General features: G+C 71.9%; 16 protein-coding genes. 12 read left to right on the plus strand and 4 right to left on the minus strand.

The genetic code is table 11. The features are described from left to right. The first annotated feature begins 89 nt into the window (after positions 1 to 89). The 9 genes from ACIRL2_RS09750 to ACIRL2_RS09790 all read left to right on the plus strand — a co-directional run bounded on the left by ACIRL2_RS09750 (position 90) and on the right by ACIRL2_RS09790 (position 8,188). Positions 90 to 1,934 (plus strand): SpoIIE family protein phosphatase, encoded by a 1,845-nt coding sequence (locus tag ACIRL2_RS09750; RefSeq protein ID WP_402231323.1) that lies wholly within the window; start codon positions 90 to 92, stop codon positions 1,932 to 1,934. A gap of 120 nt (positions 1,935 to 2,054) precedes the next feature. Further along, a complete protein-coding gene (locus ACIRL2_RS09755) occupies positions 2,055 to 2,525 on the plus strand; it encodes a hypothetical protein (RefSeq protein ID WP_395858942.1) in 471 nt (156 codons plus the stop codon). Positions 2,526 to 2,528: 3 nt separating this feature from the next. Then, on the plus strand, positions 2,529 to 3,281 hold the full coding sequence (locus ACIRL2_RS09760) for a class F sortase (protein WP_402231325.1): 753 nt from the start codon (positions 2,529 to 2,531) through the stop codon (positions 3,279 to 3,281). 263 nt (positions 3,282 to 3,544) lie between these two features. Further along, complete coding sequence (locus ACIRL2_RS09765; protein ID WP_331771024.1) at positions 3,545 to 3,703, plus strand: hypothetical protein; 159 nt, start codon at positions 3,545 to 3,547, stop codon at positions 3,701 to 3,703. Between the two features lie 339 nt (positions 3,704 to 4,042). Beyond that, positions 4,043 to 4,567, plus strand: coding sequence for a MauE/DoxX family redox-associated membrane protein (locus ACIRL2_RS09770; RefSeq protein WP_402231327.1), 525 nt, complete (start codon positions 4,043 to 4,045; stop codon positions 4,565 to 4,567). Beyond that, entirely contained in the window at positions 4,567 to 5,091 is a 525-nt protein-coding gene (locus tag ACIRL2_RS09775) for a hypothetical protein (protein WP_395858945.1), read from the plus strand. Before ACIRL2_RS09770 ends, ACIRL2_RS09775 begins: the two co-directional genes overlap by 1 nt. After that, positions 5,088 to 6,905: an ABC transporter ATP-binding protein gene (locus tag ACIRL2_RS09780; RefSeq protein ID WP_402231329.1), complete on the plus strand. Its 1,818-nt coding sequence runs from the start codon at positions 5,088 to 5,090 to the stop codon at positions 6,903 to 6,905. Before ACIRL2_RS09775 ends, ACIRL2_RS09780 begins: the two co-directional genes overlap by 4 nt. Then, entirely contained in the window at positions 6,902 to 7,528 is a 627-nt protein-coding gene (locus ACIRL2_RS09785; RefSeq protein WP_395858947.1) for a S26 family signal peptidase, read from the plus strand. The genes ACIRL2_RS09780 and ACIRL2_RS09785 overlap by 4 nt, the downstream gene beginning before the upstream one ends. A gap of 102 nt (positions 7,529 to 7,630) precedes the next feature. Next, a complete protein-coding gene (locus tag ACIRL2_RS09790; RefSeq protein ID WP_402231332.1) occupies positions 7,631 to 8,188 on the plus strand; it encodes a septum formation family protein in 558 nt (185 codons plus the stop codon). A 231-nt stretch (positions 8,189 to 8,419) separates the two neighbouring features. On the opposite strand, the gene ACIRL2_RS09795 is transcribed toward ACIRL2_RS09790, so the two are convergent. The 3 genes from ACIRL2_RS09795 to ACIRL2_RS09805 form a co-directional block, all read right to left on the minus strand. Beyond that, positions 8,420 to 9,385 (minus strand): ABC transporter substrate-binding protein, encoded by a 966-nt coding sequence (locus tag ACIRL2_RS09795; RefSeq protein ID WP_402231334.1) that lies wholly within the window; start codon positions 9,383 to 9,385, stop codon positions 8,420 to 8,422. Positions 9,386 to 9,533: 148 nt separating this feature from the next. Beyond that, positions 9,534 to 10,679, minus strand: coding sequence for an ABC transporter permease (locus ACIRL2_RS09800; RefSeq protein ID WP_402231336.1), 1,146 nt, complete (start codon positions 10,677 to 10,679; stop codon positions 9,534 to 9,536). Next, complete coding sequence (locus tag ACIRL2_RS09805) at positions 10,676 to 11,449, minus strand: ATP-binding cassette domain-containing protein (RefSeq protein WP_395858951.1); 774 nt, start codon at positions 11,447 to 11,449, stop codon at positions 10,676 to 10,678. The genes ACIRL2_RS09800 and ACIRL2_RS09805 overlap by 4 nt, the downstream gene beginning before the upstream one ends. A 373-nt stretch (positions 11,450 to 11,822) precedes the next feature. Here ACIRL2_RS09805 and ACIRL2_RS09810 point away from each other — a divergent pair, with 373 nt between their 5' ends. The 3 genes from ACIRL2_RS09810 (at position 11,823) to ACIRL2_RS09820 (ending at position 15,454) form a co-directional block, all read left to right on the plus strand. Beyond that, complete coding sequence (locus tag ACIRL2_RS09810; protein ID WP_402231338.1) at positions 11,823 to 13,247, plus strand: AGE family epimerase/isomerase; 1,425 nt, start codon at positions 11,823 to 11,825, stop codon at positions 13,245 to 13,247. A 139-nt stretch (positions 13,248 to 13,386) separates the two neighbouring features. Further along, on the plus strand, positions 13,387 to 14,418 hold the full coding sequence (locus ACIRL2_RS09815) for a LacI family DNA-binding transcriptional regulator (protein WP_395858953.1): 1,032 nt from the start codon (positions 13,387 to 13,389) through the stop codon (positions 14,416 to 14,418). An 88-nt stretch (positions 14,419 to 14,506) separates the two neighbouring features. After that, positions 14,507 to 15,454 (plus strand): carbohydrate kinase, encoded by a 948-nt coding sequence (locus ACIRL2_RS09820; protein ID WP_402231340.1) that lies wholly within the window; start codon positions 14,507 to 14,509, stop codon positions 15,452 to 15,454. Between the two features lie 28 nt (positions 15,455 to 15,482). Here the strand turns inward: ACIRL2_RS09820 and ACIRL2_RS09825 are convergent, their stop codons facing one another. After that, positions 15,483 to 16,133 (minus strand): TetR/AcrR family transcriptional regulator, encoded by a 651-nt coding sequence (locus ACIRL2_RS09825; protein ID WP_402231342.1) that lies wholly within the window; start codon positions 16,131 to 16,133, stop codon positions 15,483 to 15,485. Positions 16,134 to 16,157 lie beyond the last annotated feature (24 nt).

Genomic DNA, 16,157 nt, shown 5'->3' on the forward strand with positions numbered 1-16,157 from the left:
GCCCGCGCCCGCCCGAGCGCGGCGCGCGAGGCGTCCCGGACCCGGCGGTCCGCGACGGTGGTGGCAGTGGTGGCGAGGAGGTACCCGGCTTGCACAAGGACGTCGACCCGGCGGACGACGAGTTCGACGTGGGCGGACTGCTCGGCGCGGACTCGCGTCTGTCGGTGGCCGCTCGGCTGCGGCTGTTCCACCGGGTGTTGGAGGAGACCTCGGCCCCGATCGGCATCCTCGACCCGCACCTGCGCCACGTGTACGTCAATCCGGCGCTGGCCCGGATCGACGGGCGGCCGGCGCACGAGCAGGTCGGGCGCGACCTCGCCGAGGCGTTCCCCGGGCTGGAGGTGCCCCGGGACGTGCTGCGCGCGGTGCTCGCCGACGGGATCGCGCGCGAGGCGACCGTGACCGGCGTCAGCACCGTGGCGGGCGCGCCGCAGACCCGGTGGTGGCACGCGGCCTATCACCGGCTCGACGACGAGAACGGCGTGTTCGGCGTCGTCGCCATCCTGATGGAGACCACCGCGTCCCGGCGCACCCAGCTCGCGCTGGATCAGGCGCATCGGCGGCTCGCGCTGTTGGATCGGGCCGCGCTGGAGATCGGCACCACGCTGGACACCGACACCACGTGCCGCGAGCTGGTCGACCTACTGGTCCCGGTGCTCGCGGACGTGGTCGGCGTCGAGTTGTTGGAACCGGCCGATCCGGACCAGGAGATCGGCCGGCCGCGCCCGGCGCCGGACACGGTGCGGCTGCGTCGGGCCGCCTGGACCTCGATCCCGCGGCTGCGCTACCTGAGCACCCTCCTGGGCGGGCCCGGCGAGCACATCGACTACCAGCCGGGTGCGGACGTGGCGCGGGTGGTGCGGACCGGGTGCACGGTGGTGGACAACCGTCCCTCGGACGAGGCGTTGCGGGCGACCGCGCCGGACGCGTCCCGGGTGGCGGTCTACCGCGCGGCGGGCATGCACTCGGCGATGATGGTGCCGCTGATCGCGCGCGGCGAGACGATCGGCACGCTCAGCCTGATCCGCGCCGGCGACTCGGCGCCGTTCACCCAGGACGACGTGGAGATGGCCCGCGACCTCGCGTACCGGGCCGCCACGTGTGTGGACAACGCGCGGCGGTACTCGCGCGAGCACAGCGTCGCGCTCGCCCTGCAACGCGCCCTGCTGGCCCGGCCCAAGGCACCGCACCCGGACATCGAGCTGGCCACCCGCTATCTGCCCGCCGGGCGCAGCGTGGAGGTCGGCGGCGACTGGTTCGACGCGATCGCGCTGCCGCACGGGCGCACCCTGCTCGCGGTCGGGGACGTGATGGGGCACGGCGTGCAGGCCGCGGTGGACATGAGCCATTACCGGGCGCTGCTGCGGGTGTTGGCGGCCGGCGGGCTGTCTCCGGAGGAGATCCTGACGCGGGCCGACCGGATGGGCGAGGAGGCCGGGCTGGAGCGGGTCGCCACGTGTCTGCTGGTGCTGAAGGATCCGCACGCGGGGGTGTCCACGTACGCGAACGCCGGGCATCTGCCGCCGCTGCTGGTCGCGGCCGACGGCGCGACCCGGCTGCTCGACCTGCCCACCGGTCCACCGCTGGGCACCGGGTGCGGCGGGTACACGGCCCAGGTGCGGCCGGATGCGCCGGGCAGTGTGCTGGTCCTGTACACCGACGGGCTGGTGGAGCGTCGGGACGAGGACATCGACGTGTCGCTGGAGCGATTGGCGGCGCTGCGGATCGAGCCGGGGGCTCCGTTGGAGTCGCTGGTGGACACGATCCTGGACCGGCTGGTGGTGCCACCGGTGGAGGACGACGTCGCGGTGATGGCGGCCCGGCAGGTGGGCGGCGGCGGTGGGACGGCGGCGACGAGCGGGGGCGGGGCGTCGGTGGGCGGGGGCGGCGGTAAACCCCCGGCCGGGACCGGTCCACTCCGAAGCCCGGCGTGATCCACCGTTCGGCGGCCACCGGTGGCGGGGGGTGGGGCGGCTTTTTACGTTCCTTGTAGCGGGACTTCCCCTGGAACCCGGTCTGTCGGGTTCGGTTCCGCATGTCCATTGGAGGACGAAATGCGCTGTGCCCGTCTCGCAGTCGTCGGCACGATCGTCGGTCTCACCGTATGCGGTTCCGCAGGCTCGGCGTTCGCCGCCGCGCCGATGCAGGCCGACTCCGGTCGCCCCGGCGACACGGTGCTGTTGTCGGACGACAAGCACTGCACCGCGAACACGGCGACCGCTTCCTCGGACGCGTTCACGGCCATGGTCACGCTCACCCGTGAGGGCGACGAGGTCAAGGGTCAGGCCACCATCAAGGACGTGGCCACCGGCGACTACGAGGTCAAGGTGGTCTGTGGTGAGGGCCAGGAGCTGATCGGCAGCCTGCACGTGATGGGCAGCGCGCCGGTCGCGGCGTCCACGGCCGGCTTCGGTGGTACCCAGGAGCGCGACCCGGCGCTGCTGGCGGTCGGTGGTCTGGTCATCGCGGGCGCGACCGGCACCGGCTTCGTGGCGCTCCGCCGCCGGGCCTCGAACCTCGCCTGACCGATGACCCGTTCCGCTCCCGAGGCACCCGCGAGTGCCGCGGATCGGCCGCACCGACCCGGTGGCCGCCGCCTGCTCTGGGCGGCGGCCTCCGGCGTGCTGGCGATCGGCGGCTCGGGTCTGCTGTACGCCGGATACCACACCGTCGCACCGCCGCCACGTCCGCCCGCCGCCGCGGCGGTGCCGATCGCGTCGCCGATGCCGCCGGCCGATCCCGCGGCGCCCGGCATGCCCGGCACACCCGCCCCTCCCACGCCTCCCACTCCGCCTACTCCGCCGGCCGTGCCCACCGAGGCACCGCCGATGCGCGCGTCGACGCCGATCCGGATCCGGATCCCCGAGTTGGGCATCTCCGCACCGCTGACCCGGGTCGGCCTGGACAAGGCCGGCGGCATCGACGTGCCCACGCGCGACGATCGCAATCTGGCCGGCTGGTACGAGGGCGGAGTCACCCCGGGGCAGAAGGGCACCGCCTCGATCGTCGGCCACGTGGACACCGCCGCCGGACCCGCGGTCTTCTACCCGCTCGGCTCGCTCCCGCGCGACTCCAGGATCGAGATCGACCGCGAGGACGGCAGCGTCGCGGCCTTCGTCGTGGACGGGGTGGAGGCGTTCGCCCGGGACGACTTCCCCGCCGCGCGCGTCTTCGGCGACGCGACCCGACCGGAACTGCGGCTGCTCACCTGCGGCGGCACCTACTCCAGGAAGACCCACTATTCCGGCAACGTCGTGGTTTTCGCCCACCTCGTCCCGTAAGCACGCCGTATCCGTGCCCGCGCGCCTTTTCGCGACATCGGCACGTGTCGTACCGGGACCGGAAGGTGGCATTTCGAGCCCATCCGCCGGATTCGGCGGATCGGCTCGATTCGCGGCTGTTTTGCAGTGCGCAAATTGGCCGGACAAAGCATTCCTTGATCATCTCCGATCGTTGGTGTTTTGGGTCTTGCCAATAAAAAGCGGGACTGGCAATAATCCAATTACCAATCCATACGGCCCACCCGGCCGGGAGAGGAGACGTCATGATGCGTCTCGCTGATCGTCTGCTGAACCGAGTGGCCCAAAAGGTCACGGTCGACGCCGGCTGCTCGAACTACACGTACTGCCAGAACCATGTGAAGTGGCTGCGGCAGTGCTGTCTGGACGAGGGCTGCACCTACGTCAGGATCGGCACCTGCTGACCGGGACCGAGTGAAACCCGTCGCGGGCGGGTGGAACCTCCCCGCCCGCGACGTCCCTCGGGGCCGATTCCTCTCCCGCAGAATTCCTCGAAGCAATTACTCACCGCGGGGATTTATTGCCGTCAATGCCGGGACACACGGCCCACAAGGCCGAGGTCCCACGGATCGCATCGACAACTGCCTCCGGCGTGGCACCGCGCGCATCTTCGTCACCACCGATCCGACGAATTGTGCGCACGCGGATCACCGGAATGTGTTGAACGATCCTGCCCGAATCGACGGCGGGCGGCGATGATTTCGCCGCCCGCCGTTTCCGCGCGCCATAAAGAGAGGGTGCCCATGGGATATATATATGTGGGCTGCGCTTGTCTGGTCGGCCTGGTATTCGCCGCCTCGGCGATCTCGAAGTTCCGCGATTTCGCCGGCTTCGTCGCGTCGGTGCCGCGTCTGGTGCCGATGCCCGCGCGGCGGGCCGAGCCGATCGCGGTCGTGGTGGTCGCGGCGGAGACCTCGGTGCCGGTGCTGGTCGCGATCCCGGCTCTGCGCGGCGCGGGCTTCGCGATCGCGGGCGGGCTGCTGATCGCCTTCACCGCCGCGATCGGCACCGCGTTGCGGCGCGGCCGGCGCTCCTCCTGCCGCTGCTTCGGCGCCTCCGACGCCCCGCTGGGAGTGCGCCATCTGGCCCGCAACGGCGTGCTCCTGGCCGCCGCCCTCGGCGGCGTCCTCGCGTCCGGGCCGGCCGCCTCCGGTGACGTCCTGCCGCCGATGGCCGGCAGCGCCGTGGCAGGCGTCGGCGGTCTGGTCGGCGCGCTCCTGATCATCACGCTCGACGACATCGTCGACCTGTTCGCGAGGAATGCCTGATGCCCTTTCTTGTCGCCGCCGTCGTCCTGATCGGCCTGGTCGCGGCGGTCAATCTGCTGCTCACGCTCGGCGTCATCCGCCGCCTGAACGAACCGTCGAGCGATCCGCACCCGGGCACGGCTCGGCCGGGCGGTCCCGGAACCGAACTGCCTCCCGGGTCGCGCGCGGAGATGTTCACCGCGCGCACCATCGACGGCGAGCAGGTCTCCGACGCCGACGTGCGCGGCCTGGTCGGGTTCTTCTCGGCGCACTGCGAGCCCTGCCACACGCTCGCGCCCCTGTTCGCCGACAAGGCCCGCACGATGGCCCGCGGCGAGGTCCTGGCGGTGGTCGCGGGCGCGGACGCCGACCTGATCGCCACGCTCGCCCCGGTGGCCCGCGTGGTGACGGAGGACTTCGACGGCGCGGTCCAGGCGGCGTTCCACAACACCTGGACGCCCGCCGTGTACCTGCTCGGCGACGATCGGCGGGTGGTGGCCGGTGGTGGTCGGATGAGCGACCTGCCCAGCGAAGCGCGCGCGTGAGCCCACGGATACCCGCGCGCGAGGTGGCCGCGGCCACCCGCGAGGCGGCCGCGCTGACGGTACGCGCCGCGCCCGGCCAGGCGGCCGGATCGCTGGCGGTCACCATCGGCGCGGCCGGCGTACCGATCGCCACCGCGTGGCTGACCAAGTTGGTCATCGACCGGTTGGCCGAGCGGCACGGCTCGATCGCGGGCCCGGCACTGGCGCTGGCACTGACCGGACTGGTCGCGACCGTGCTGCCGGGACTGGGGCGCTATCTGCGCGCCCAGATCGGCCGGGCCACCGGCGTGCTGGCCACGGACCGACTCTTCGGCGCGGCCGAACGCCAGGTCGGGTTGCGCCGGTTCGAGGATCCGGCATTCCTGGACCGGTTGCGGCTCGCCCAGCAGAGCACCGCCAACTTCGGCGTCCTGGTCAACGGTGTCGGCAACACGCTCCAGGGCACGCTCACCCTGTTCGGCTTCGTCGCCTCGCTGCTGATCCTGAGTCCCACCATGACCGCGCTCGTGCTGGTCGCCGGTGTCCCGGTGCTGATCGCCGAACTGCGGTTGTCCCGGCTGCGGGCCACGATGCAGTGGGACAACGAGCAGGTGCATCGCCGCGAGTTCTTCTACAGCGGTCTGCTGACGGGCGTTCAGGCTGCCTCGGAGATCCGCCTGTTCGGCATCGGATCGGTGCTGCGTGCCCGGATGGTGCTGGAGCGCAACCGCGCCAACGACGCCGAACGCCGAATGGACCTGCGCGAGTTCGCCACCCAGGGTCTGCTGGGCGCGCTCGGCGCCGCGGTGGCCGGCGGCGGCCTGTGGTGGGCCGCCGACGCGGCCCGGCGCGGCACCCTCACCGTCGGCGACGTGGTGATGTTCGTCGCCGCGCTGGCCGGGATCCAGGCCGCGTTGGACACCCTGGTCTCCTCGATCGCCTCCGCCCACGGGCAACTCCTGGGCCTGACCCACTTCGTCGCGATCGCCCGCGCCGAACCCGACCTGCCTTCGGCGACCGAGACGCCGGCGGCGGTGCGCCCGGGAGTCGGCGTCGAGTTCCACGACGTGTGGTTCCGCTACAGCGACGACCACCCCTGGGTGCTCGGCGGCGTCGACCTGCGCATCCCGCACGGGCAGGCGGTCGCGCTGGTGGGACTCAACGGCGCGGGCAAGAGCACGCTGGTCAAGCTGTTGTGCCGGATGTACGACCCGACCCGGGGGCGGATCACCTGGGACGGCGTGGACCTGCGCGACATCCCGCCCGCCGAACTGCGCGCGCGGATCAGCGCGGTCTTCCAGGACCACATGAAGTACGACATGAGCGCCGCCGAGAACATCGCCCTCGGCGACCCGGACAGCCTGCGGGACCGGCCCCGGATCGAGGCCGCCGCCGAACGGGCGGGCATCCACGAGCGGCTCGTCGCGCTGCCGCGCGGCTACGACACGCTGCTGACCCGGATGTTCTTCAGCGAGGCTGACAAGGAGGACCCGGACACCGGCGTGGTGCTTTCCGGCGGCCAGTGGCAACGCCTGGCCCTGGCACGGGCGTTCGTACGCGCCGGGCGGGACCTGATGATCCTGGACGAGCCCAGTTCGGGATTGGATCCGCAAGCCGAGCACGAGGTGCACGCCCGGATGCGCGAATACCGCGAGGGCCGCACCAGCCTGCTCATCTCGCATCGGCTCGGCGCGGTGCGCGACGCCGACCTGATCGTGGTCCTGGACGGCGGCCGGATCGTCGAGCAGGGCCCGCACGACGTACTGCTCGACCACGACGGCCGCTACGCGAGCCTGTTCCGACTCCAGGCGGCCGGCTATCAGGAGGCGAAGTGAACACGCGACGCATGGCGCTGGCCGGGGCCGCGGCCGCCGGTCTGGGCGGCGCGAGCCTGGTATGGATGCAGCGGCGCTACCTGGTGGCCACGGTCCAGGGCCCGAGCATGGAACCCACGTTGTCCCCCGGGGACCGCCTGCTGGTGCGCCGCACCGGTCGGGTGCGCGCCGGTCAGGTCGTGGTCGTGCGCGTCCCGAACCCGCCGTTGCTGGCCGGACTGCCCCCGGAGATCGGCGGGTTCGGTCCGGAGGAATTGGCGGCGATCCCGGAGCGCACCGACCTGGCCCCGGCGCCCGAGGGCCGGCTGATGATCAAACGCGCGGTGGCGGTGGCGGGCGACCCGATCCCCCGGGACCGGTTCCCGATCCTGCGCGACGTGGCCGCGGACGTGGTGCCCACCGGCGCCGTGGTCGTGCTGGGCGACAACCCCGCCGCCAGTTGGGACTCGCGCGCGTACGGCTTCGTGCATCGCCATCAGGTGATCGGGGTGGCGGTGCGGCGGATCCCGGCGCCGGGCGAGGCACGATCCGCACGCTCGGGTCTGGCGCGGACGACGCCGGCGTACGAGAATGCGAGCGGATCGCGGGCGAGAGCGGTCGATGGTGAACGGCGAAGGGCTTGATCGCATCGATTCGGCGAAGAATCAAGCACCATTTCCCTCAACGTTTCGGTGAGGGTTCGCGACAGGATCTTGGGCGTCCCGAAGCGAAAGGTTGTGTCCCACATGCCCACCTCCCACCGCCTGCGCGTGATCGCGCCGGCCGTGGCCGGAGTCTTCGCCGCCACCGCCCTGCTCTCCGGCTGTCTCGGCGACGACAAGGACGACAAGGGCAGCAAGGCCCCTGCCGTCACTTCGACCGCATCATCCACGGAGAAGGCCACCTCGACCGGCAAGCCCGGCGGCACCACAAAGCCGTCCGGCAGCGCCTCGTCCTCGCCCGGGGTTATTGACGCCTTCACGTACAAGACCGGCCAGTGCGTCAACCAGGACGGCAGCAAGACCACCGACGTGCCGTGCAGCAAGCCGCACACCGGCCAGGTCGGCAAGGCGTTCGACCTGCCGGCGACCGTGACGCCGGACACGCCCGGCTACTCGGACAAGGTCAGCGAGTTGTGTGAGCAGTACGTCGGCCCCATCGTCGACCGTCAGCCCGCCTCGGCCAAGATCACCTTCTCGTACACGTACCCGCTCGACATGGATGCGTGGAACAACGGCCGTCGCCAGGCCGCCTGCATCATCCAGCGTGAGGACAAGCAGCCCCTCACCACGATCATCAAGTAGGTCATCGGGAGCAGCGGTTCGCGGCGGGCGGCGGCACTGGGTGCCGCCGCCCGCCTGCGTGCGCTCGCGGATCGACCGTGCTCGGGCCGCTGGGCCGTGTTCGGATCGCTCGGTCCGAGGCCGGCTCGCAGCAGGCCGCACGCACGTCCGGCCCCGGAGGGGCCGGGGCCGGACGCCGGGCCGGGTGGGACCGCGCGCCGCGCGCGGGTCGTCCGGACCAGGTGTCAGGGCTCAACAGGCGCCCTTGTAGAGGTACTTGCTCACGTCGGGCTGGTCCATGTTCTCCTTGGTGACGGCGACCAGGTCGGTGGAGATGGTCTTGGGGACCGACTTCTTGTCCAGTGCGGCGACGGCCTGCTCGACACCCTGCGAGCCGATGTCGAACGGCTTCTGCGCGATCAGGCCCTGGATGGATCCCTTGCGCATGGCCTCGACCTGCTTGGGTGTGGCATCGAAGGCGACCAGTTTGACCTGACCGGCCTTGCCGGCCTGCTCGATGCCGGTGGCCGCGCCCTCGCCGCTGAACACATTGGCGGCGAAGACGCCGACCAGGTCGCGGCGCGAGGCGATCGTCGAGGTGACGATCGAGGCGGCCTTGGCCGGATCGTCGTCGTTGTACTGCACGCCGAGGTAGGTGATGCCGGGATGCTTCTTGATCTCGGTCTCGAAGCCCTTGAGCCGCGCGTCCGTGGTGGAGATGCCGGGCTTGACGCTGATCGCCGCGACCGTGCCGCGGTCCTGGACCAGATTCGCCAGGGTCTGCGCGGCGAGCATGCCGCCGCGTTCGTTGTCGGAGGAGATCGAGGTCTCCCGGATCGAGCCGTCGTCGAGCTTGGTGTCCACCTCGATCACCTTCGTACCCCGGGACTTGAGCTGTTGTTCGGGTTGCCGCAGGGCCTGGGTGTCGGTCGGCGCGATGAGCACGGCGTCCGGGCGCTTGGCCGCGACGGCGTTCACGACGGGGGTCTGCAGCGACGCGTCCCACTTGTCCGCGCCGGTCACGTCGAGCTTCACGCCGAGTTCCTTGGCCTTCTGCTGCGCACCGCAGGCCATCGAGATGTAGAACTCGTCGCCCTTGACGCCCTGGATAAAGGTGATCTTGCGCCCGCCCCCGGAACCGCTGTCACTGCCGCACCCGCCGAGGGTGACGGCCGCGGTCAGGGCGATGGTCACGGCGACGTACGTCGGTGTCTTCATCGGGCAGTGCCTCCTGGCGGTGGTGGGGCGAAGCGATGGTGGGACCGGGCGGCGGGGCCGGCAGCCGGGGCCGGGGGATGGGCCCGGACGGCCGACGGGTCGAGCGGGGGCGGCCGGACCGGGCGCTCCGGACGAACGGCCCGCGCGGTCAGCGGCGTTGTCGGCTGCGGCGGCGCAACTGGTCGGCGTACACGGCGGCGATCAGCACGGCTCCGACCGCGACGCTCTGCCAGAACGGTTGTACGCCGAGGATGACGAAGCCGTTCTGCAGGATGGCGGGGATGAACACGCCGATCAGCGTGCCGACCACGGTGCCGACACCGCCGAACAGGCTGGTGCCGCCGAGGACGACGGCCGCGATGGCGCCGAGCGAGTCGTTCGCGTGGCCGCCGATCGTGGTGGTGGTGAAACGAGCGAGGGAGAGCACACCGGCGAGACCGGCCAGCGTGCCCGACAGGGCGTACACCTTGATCATGTGCCGGTCGACGCCGATGCCCGCGCGACGGGCCGCCTCGGCGTTGGAGCCGACCGCGTAGGTGCGTCGGCCGAACCGCGTGGTGGCCAGCGTGAGCGCGCCGAGCGCGGTGACCACCAGGGCGATCACCACCAGCCAGGGGATGCCCAGGAATCGGCCGTTGCCGATCGTGTCGGTGAATCGGGTGGGTACGCCCCGGACGTCCTGACCCTCCGTCATCACCTGGGCCAGGCCGAGCGCCATGCCCAGGCTGCCGAGCGTGACGATCAGCGCGGGCACTCGGGCCTTGGCGATCAGGAAGCCGTTGAACGCACCCCAGGCGGCGCCGGCGGCGAGACCGGCGAGGACGCCCAGCAGAATCGCGCCCCAGCCGGCGTCCGCGCCGGCGACGGCGGTCATCGTCTTGGCCGCCGCGACGCCGGAGAACACCAGGACCGAGCCGACCGAGAGGTCGATGCCGGCCATGATGATCACGAAGGTCATGCCGACGCCGACGATCAGCAGCACCGCGGCGTCGGTGGCCACGTTGCGCAGGTTGAAGGTGGTCGGGAACTCCTCGGGCCGCATGATGGAGAAAGCGGTCACCAACACCATCAGGACCAGGAAGGTCCACCACGAGTTGGTGCGGGCGAACCGGCGCCGGATCGCGGCGCGCAACGCGGATCCCGGACCCCGGGGGGCGTCCTCGCCGTGTTCGTCGGGCCGCCCCTCGTCCCGGTCCTCGGGTCGGTGGTCGGGCCGGGCCTCGGGCCGCTCGTCGCGCCGGTCCCTGTCCGGTTCCGGGTGACCCGGTGGGGTGGCCGTCTTGTCGAGGTTCATACCGGCGCTCCTTGCGTATCGAGTCCGTCCAGTGCGCCGGTCATCGCGCCGACGAGTTCCTCCACCGTCGTGTCCGCCGCGGTGAAGCTCGCCACTCGACGACCCAGGCGCAACACCTCGACGCGGTCCGCGACCGACAGCACCTCGGGCATGTTGTGGCTGATCAGCACCACCGCGATGCCGCTGTCCCGGACCCGGCGGATCACGTCCATCACCCGGCCGCGCTGCAGAACGCCGAGCGCCGCGGTGGGCTCGTCCATGAAGATCACCTTGTCCGCCCAGGCGACCGCGCGGGCGATGGCCACGCTCTGCCGCTGGCCGCCGGAGAGTGTCCCGATCGGGGCGTCCACGTCCTGCAATTCGACGCCGAGCCGGGCGAACGCCTCGACCGCTCGCGCGCGCATCGCGGCCTTGTCCAGCACGCCCAGACGTCCGGCCAGGCCCTTGCGCAGCAGTTCGCGGCCGAGGAAGAGATTGGCCGGGCCGTCCAGGTCGGGCGCCAGGGCGAGGTCCTGGTAGACCGTCTCGATGCCCAACTCCTGGGCGTCCGTTGGTCGTTGCATGGTGACCGGACGGCCCTCGAAGAGAATCCGGCCGGCGTCCGGACGTTCGGTGCCGGCGAGCGCCTTGGTCAGAGTGCTCTTGCCCGCGCCGTTGTCACCGATCAACGCGACGACCTCGGCCGGGAAGACGGTGAAGTCGGCGCCGCGCAGGGCCTGCACCTGGCCGTACCGCTTGACCAGGCCGCGGCCTTCGATCAGGGGTTGCACGTGCCCAACTCCTTCGGATTGTCGGGTTGTTCCGCACGAGCCGTCTCGGCCGGGACCGGGGGCGCCGCGAGTTCGCACGCGTGTCAGAACGGGGGCGAGGGGAGTTGGTGCGATCCACCGTCTGACAACGGTGTCAGTACAGTGCTGGCCCCACCGGCAGGTGTCAAGAGTTTCGGCAACCTCGGATGTGACGCGCATCTCCCGTTGTTCTGTTGGGGATTACGGCGATTGCCCCCGAGATGGGTCACACCATGGGCTGCTCGTGCGATGGCTGGGGGTTGATCGAGGGCTGGTTGAGGTGTGGCGTATCGACAGCTTGCGGGGAGCCGAGTACGGTCCGTCTGACAACGATGTCAGAGGGAGCGTGCGGCATATGGCGGCTGAACCCCTGGGGGACTCCCCCGAACACGTGGCCTGGCTCGACGCGGAGTGCGATCGACTGATCCGATTCGCCCGGGGCTCGCGGCTGGCCGAAGGCGGCTTCGGGTGGCTCGACGACGTCGGCAGGCCGGTGGCGGACGGGGTCGTGCACACGTGGGTGACGGCACGGATGACGCATGTGTTCGCGCTGGCGCAGCTTCGCCGGGACGGCGGGGCGGGCGTGGGCGAGGCCGGCGGGGTGGCCGCAGGTCCTTCGGCCGAGAGGTTCGCGGCGGATGGGTTCGCGGATGGGTTCGTGAGCGGGCCTCTCGGGTCGGGACCGTTCGGCGGGCGGTCGTTCGGGGACGGCCCGCCGGGAGGGACGGCCGGCGGCGGCGATGTCGATGCCCGCGAGGCGGCGGGCCTGGTGGCGCACGGTCTCGCCGCGTTGACCGAGCTGCTGCACGACCACGAGCACGGCGGCTGGCATCCGGTGGTGACCCGATCCGGGCGACCCGTACTCGACGCCGAACGCCTCGACGGCAAGCGCATGTACGACCACGCGTTCGTCGTCCTGGCCGCCGCGAGCGCGTCTGCCGCCGGCCACCGGGACGCGTCCGCCCTGCTCGCCGAGGCCCTGGACCTCGTCGAACTCCGATTCTGGGAGGCCGACCGGGGTGCCTGCGCCGAATCCTGGGATCGCACCTGGACCACCGGCGAGCCGTACCGGGGCGCCAACAGCAACATGCACGCCGTCGAGGCGTTCCTGGCCGCCGCCGACGCCACCGGGGAACACAAGTGGCGTACCCGCGCCCTGCGCATCGCCGAACGCGTCGTCCACGACCACGCCCGCGCCAACCGATGGCGGCTGATCGAACACTTCGACCCGGATTGGACACCGCGCCGCGAGTACCACCGCGAGCGCCCCGCCGACCCGTTCCGCCCCTACGGCGCGACCGTCGGGCACTGGTTCGAGTGGTCCCGGCTGCTGCTCTCCCTGGCCGACTCGCTGCCGGATCCGCCCGGGTGGCTGCGCGCCGACGCGGTCGACCTGTTCGCCGCCGCGGTACGCGAGGGCGGACACGCGGACGGTCGGCCCGGGTTCGTGTACACGCTCGACTGGGCCGGGCAACCGGTCGTCCGTACCCGCATGCACTGGGTCCTGGCCGAGGCCATCACGGCCGCGGCGGCACTGCGTCGGGCCACCGGGGTCGCCGACTACGATGACTGGTACCGAGCTTGGTGGGAGCATGCCGACGCCGTGTTCCTGGACCGCGAGCACGGCAGCTGGCATCACGAACTCGACGCCGACACGCGGCCCTCGGCCACCGTCTGGCAGGGGAAACCCGACGCGTACCACGCGGTCCAGGCCACCCTGCTGCCTCGGCTGCGGTCCGCTCCGACCATCGCCGAGGCACTGCGCCGAGCCACCCGCTGATCCGACGACCACCTTCATCGCCCGCCGCCCGACCCCGATACCCCGTTTCCCGCTCCCCCGCCCCCGCTTTCCACGTCCCACGAGCTACGCACCATGGGTGCCGGGCACGAGCCCGGCCGCTCGAAAGGTAGGACCCCCGATGGCCGGCCCCACGACACCGGAGCGACCGCGCGGGCGCGGTCGCTCCACGATGAAGGACGTGGCCGCCATCGCCGGCGTCGGCATCAAGACCGTCTCGCGAGTGATCAACGGTGAGCCGAACGTCAGCGCCGTGAAGCAGCAGGCGGTGTGGGCGGCCGTCGCGCAGACCGGGTTCCGCCGCAACGACAGCGCGGCGCAGCTCCGCTCGGGACACACCTCCAGCATCGGCCTGGTCCTGGAGGACGCCGCGGACCCGTTCTCCTCCGCGCTGACCCGGTCCATCCAGGACATCGCACACCAGCACGGCACGGTGTTGTTCAGCGCGTCGTCCGCGGAGGATCCCGACAAGGAGCGCGATCTCGTGCTGGCCCTGTGCGCGCGCCGCGTGGACGGACTGATCGTGGTTCCGGCCAGCGGCAGCCACACCTACCTGTTGCCGGAGATCGAGGCCGGGATGGTGTGCGTGTTCGTCGACCGCCCGCCGGGCGACATCGAGGCGGACACCGTACTGGTCGACAACGTCGGCGGTGCCCGGAACGGCGTCGAGCACCTGATCCGGCACGGCCATCGGCGGATCGCGTTCATCGGCGACCGCCTGGAGATCTTCACCGCGCACGAACGACTGCGCGGCTACCGCGAGGCGTTGACCGAGGCGGGCGTCGAACTCGATCCGCGCCTGGTCTACAACGGGCCGCCGTACGGTGCGGAACTGCGCGTGTGGTTGCGCGCGATGCTCGGCGGCGCGGATCCGGCCACGGCGGTCTTCTGCGGCAACAGCCGTTTCACGGTGGAGACCGTGCGGGAGATCCGCCGGTCCCCGGTGCAACCCGCCCTGGTCGGTTTCGACGACTTCGAACTCGCCGACATGCTCGTGCCCGCCGTGACGGTGGTCGCCCAGGACCCGTTCGGCATCGGTCAGGCCGCCGCGCACCTGCTGTTCCGCCGGCTGGCGGGCGACGCGACGCCGGTACAACACATCCACATGCGCACCCGCCTGATCCCCCGCGGCTCCGGCGAGGTCGGTCCGTGACCGGCCGCACGTCCCCCGACGCCCGGCCGGTCGGGGCCGGTCGTCGGGTCACCCACCGCAACGACGGCTCAGCCGGGAGGACCCACCCGTGATCACCGTGATCGGCGAGGCGCTGATCGACCTCGTGTCCGTGCGGGGCGGCGAACCGCTCGCCCACCCCGGGGGCAGTCCGGCCAACGTCGCGGTGGGTCTGAGCCGGCTCGGCGTGCCGGTCCACCTGATCACCCGCCACGGGAGGGACCCGCACGGCGCGTTGCTCGCCGCGCACCTGGCCGCGAGCACGGTCGAGGTCGCGCCCGGCAGCGCGCACGCGGGTCGAACGAGCGTGGCGCGCGCCGATCTGGACGCGGCGGGTGCGGCCACCTACACCTTCGACATCGCCTGGGAGCTGCCGGAGCCGATCCGCGTTCCGGCCACGACCCGGTGCGTACACACCGGTTCGATCGCGGCGACGCTCGCTCCCGGCGCGGACGCCGTGCGGCGTGTGCTGGCGGCCGAGCACGCGAGCGGGACGACGTTGGTCTCCTACGACCCGAACTGCCGGCCGTCCCTGATGGGCGATCGGGAGCGGACCCGGACCCGGATCGAGTCGTTGGTGGCCCTGTCGGATGTGGTCAAGGTCAGCGACGAAGACCTCGAATGGCTATACCCGGGGCGGGACTTCGTCGCGGCGGCGGATGCCTGGCGGACACTGGGTCCGAGCCTGGTGGTGGTCACGCGCGGTGCCGAGGGCTCGTACGGGGTATGCCGGGCGGGTCATGCGACGGCGCCGGCCCGACCGGTGCGGGTGGTGGACACGGTCGGCGCGGGCGACGCGTACACGGCCGGCCTCCTGGACGCGCTGCGTCGCCGGAATCTCCTGGACCCCGCCGGCATTCGCGACCTCGACCCGACGACGCTCGGCACGCTGCTCGCGGACGCGTCGGTGGTCGCGGCCCTCACCTGCTCCCGAGCGGGCGCGAACCCGCCCACGGCGGCGGAGCTGAGCGCGTATCGGCGCACGCACGGGCTCTCCTGCGAAGCCGGTCGGGAGTAGCGAGCGAAGCAGCGGCCGCGACGGTGGCTCAGCCGGTCCCGGGCGGGCGGTGCCAGAGGTTTTCCAGGTGGGTGTGCAGGACCTCCCGAGCCTGCTCCGGGGTGAGGTGACCGATCAGGACGTGGGTGGTGAGCCCGTCCGCGAGGGCGAGCAGGGTGCGGACCTCGCGCTGTGCGTCCAGCGGTGCGGCGCGGTCGGCGACATCGGCTCCGGCGGCGTGGTCGGCGGCGGGGGTGTGGTCGGCGGCGGCCGCCGTGACGAGGTGGGTGAATGCCGCTTGCAGTGCCGCGTAGCTCGCCGTCAGCGGTCCGGCAAGCGCGTCGCTGACGGCCGCCTGGGCGACGAAGGCCAGCCAGACCCTGGCCTCGGCCCGGTGCTCCTCGTCGAGCAGCGCGATCTCGGTGACCGCGTGGCCCAGTTCGGAGCGGGCCGACTGGGCCGGGCCGGCGACCAGTCGGGCCCGGACGCGTTCGTCGATGCGTTCGCCGATCTGCCCGAGCGCGAACACCAGCATCTCCTCCTTGGTGGCGAAGCAGCGCTGGACGGCGCCCATCGACACCTGCGCCCGGGCGGCGACGTCGCGCAGGGTCACCCCTTCCAGGCCGCGTTCGTCGGCGAGGGAGCACACGGCCTCCGCGATCTGCCTGCGGCGGCTCGCGTGGTCCACCTGTTTGGGCATGGCCGGTTGCCTTTCCGTATCCCG

Origin of the sequence: Embleya sp. NPDC127516, from assembly GCF_044765325.1 — a bacterium.
GTDB lineage: Bacteria > Actinomycetota > Actinomycetes > Streptomycetales > Streptomycetaceae > Embleya.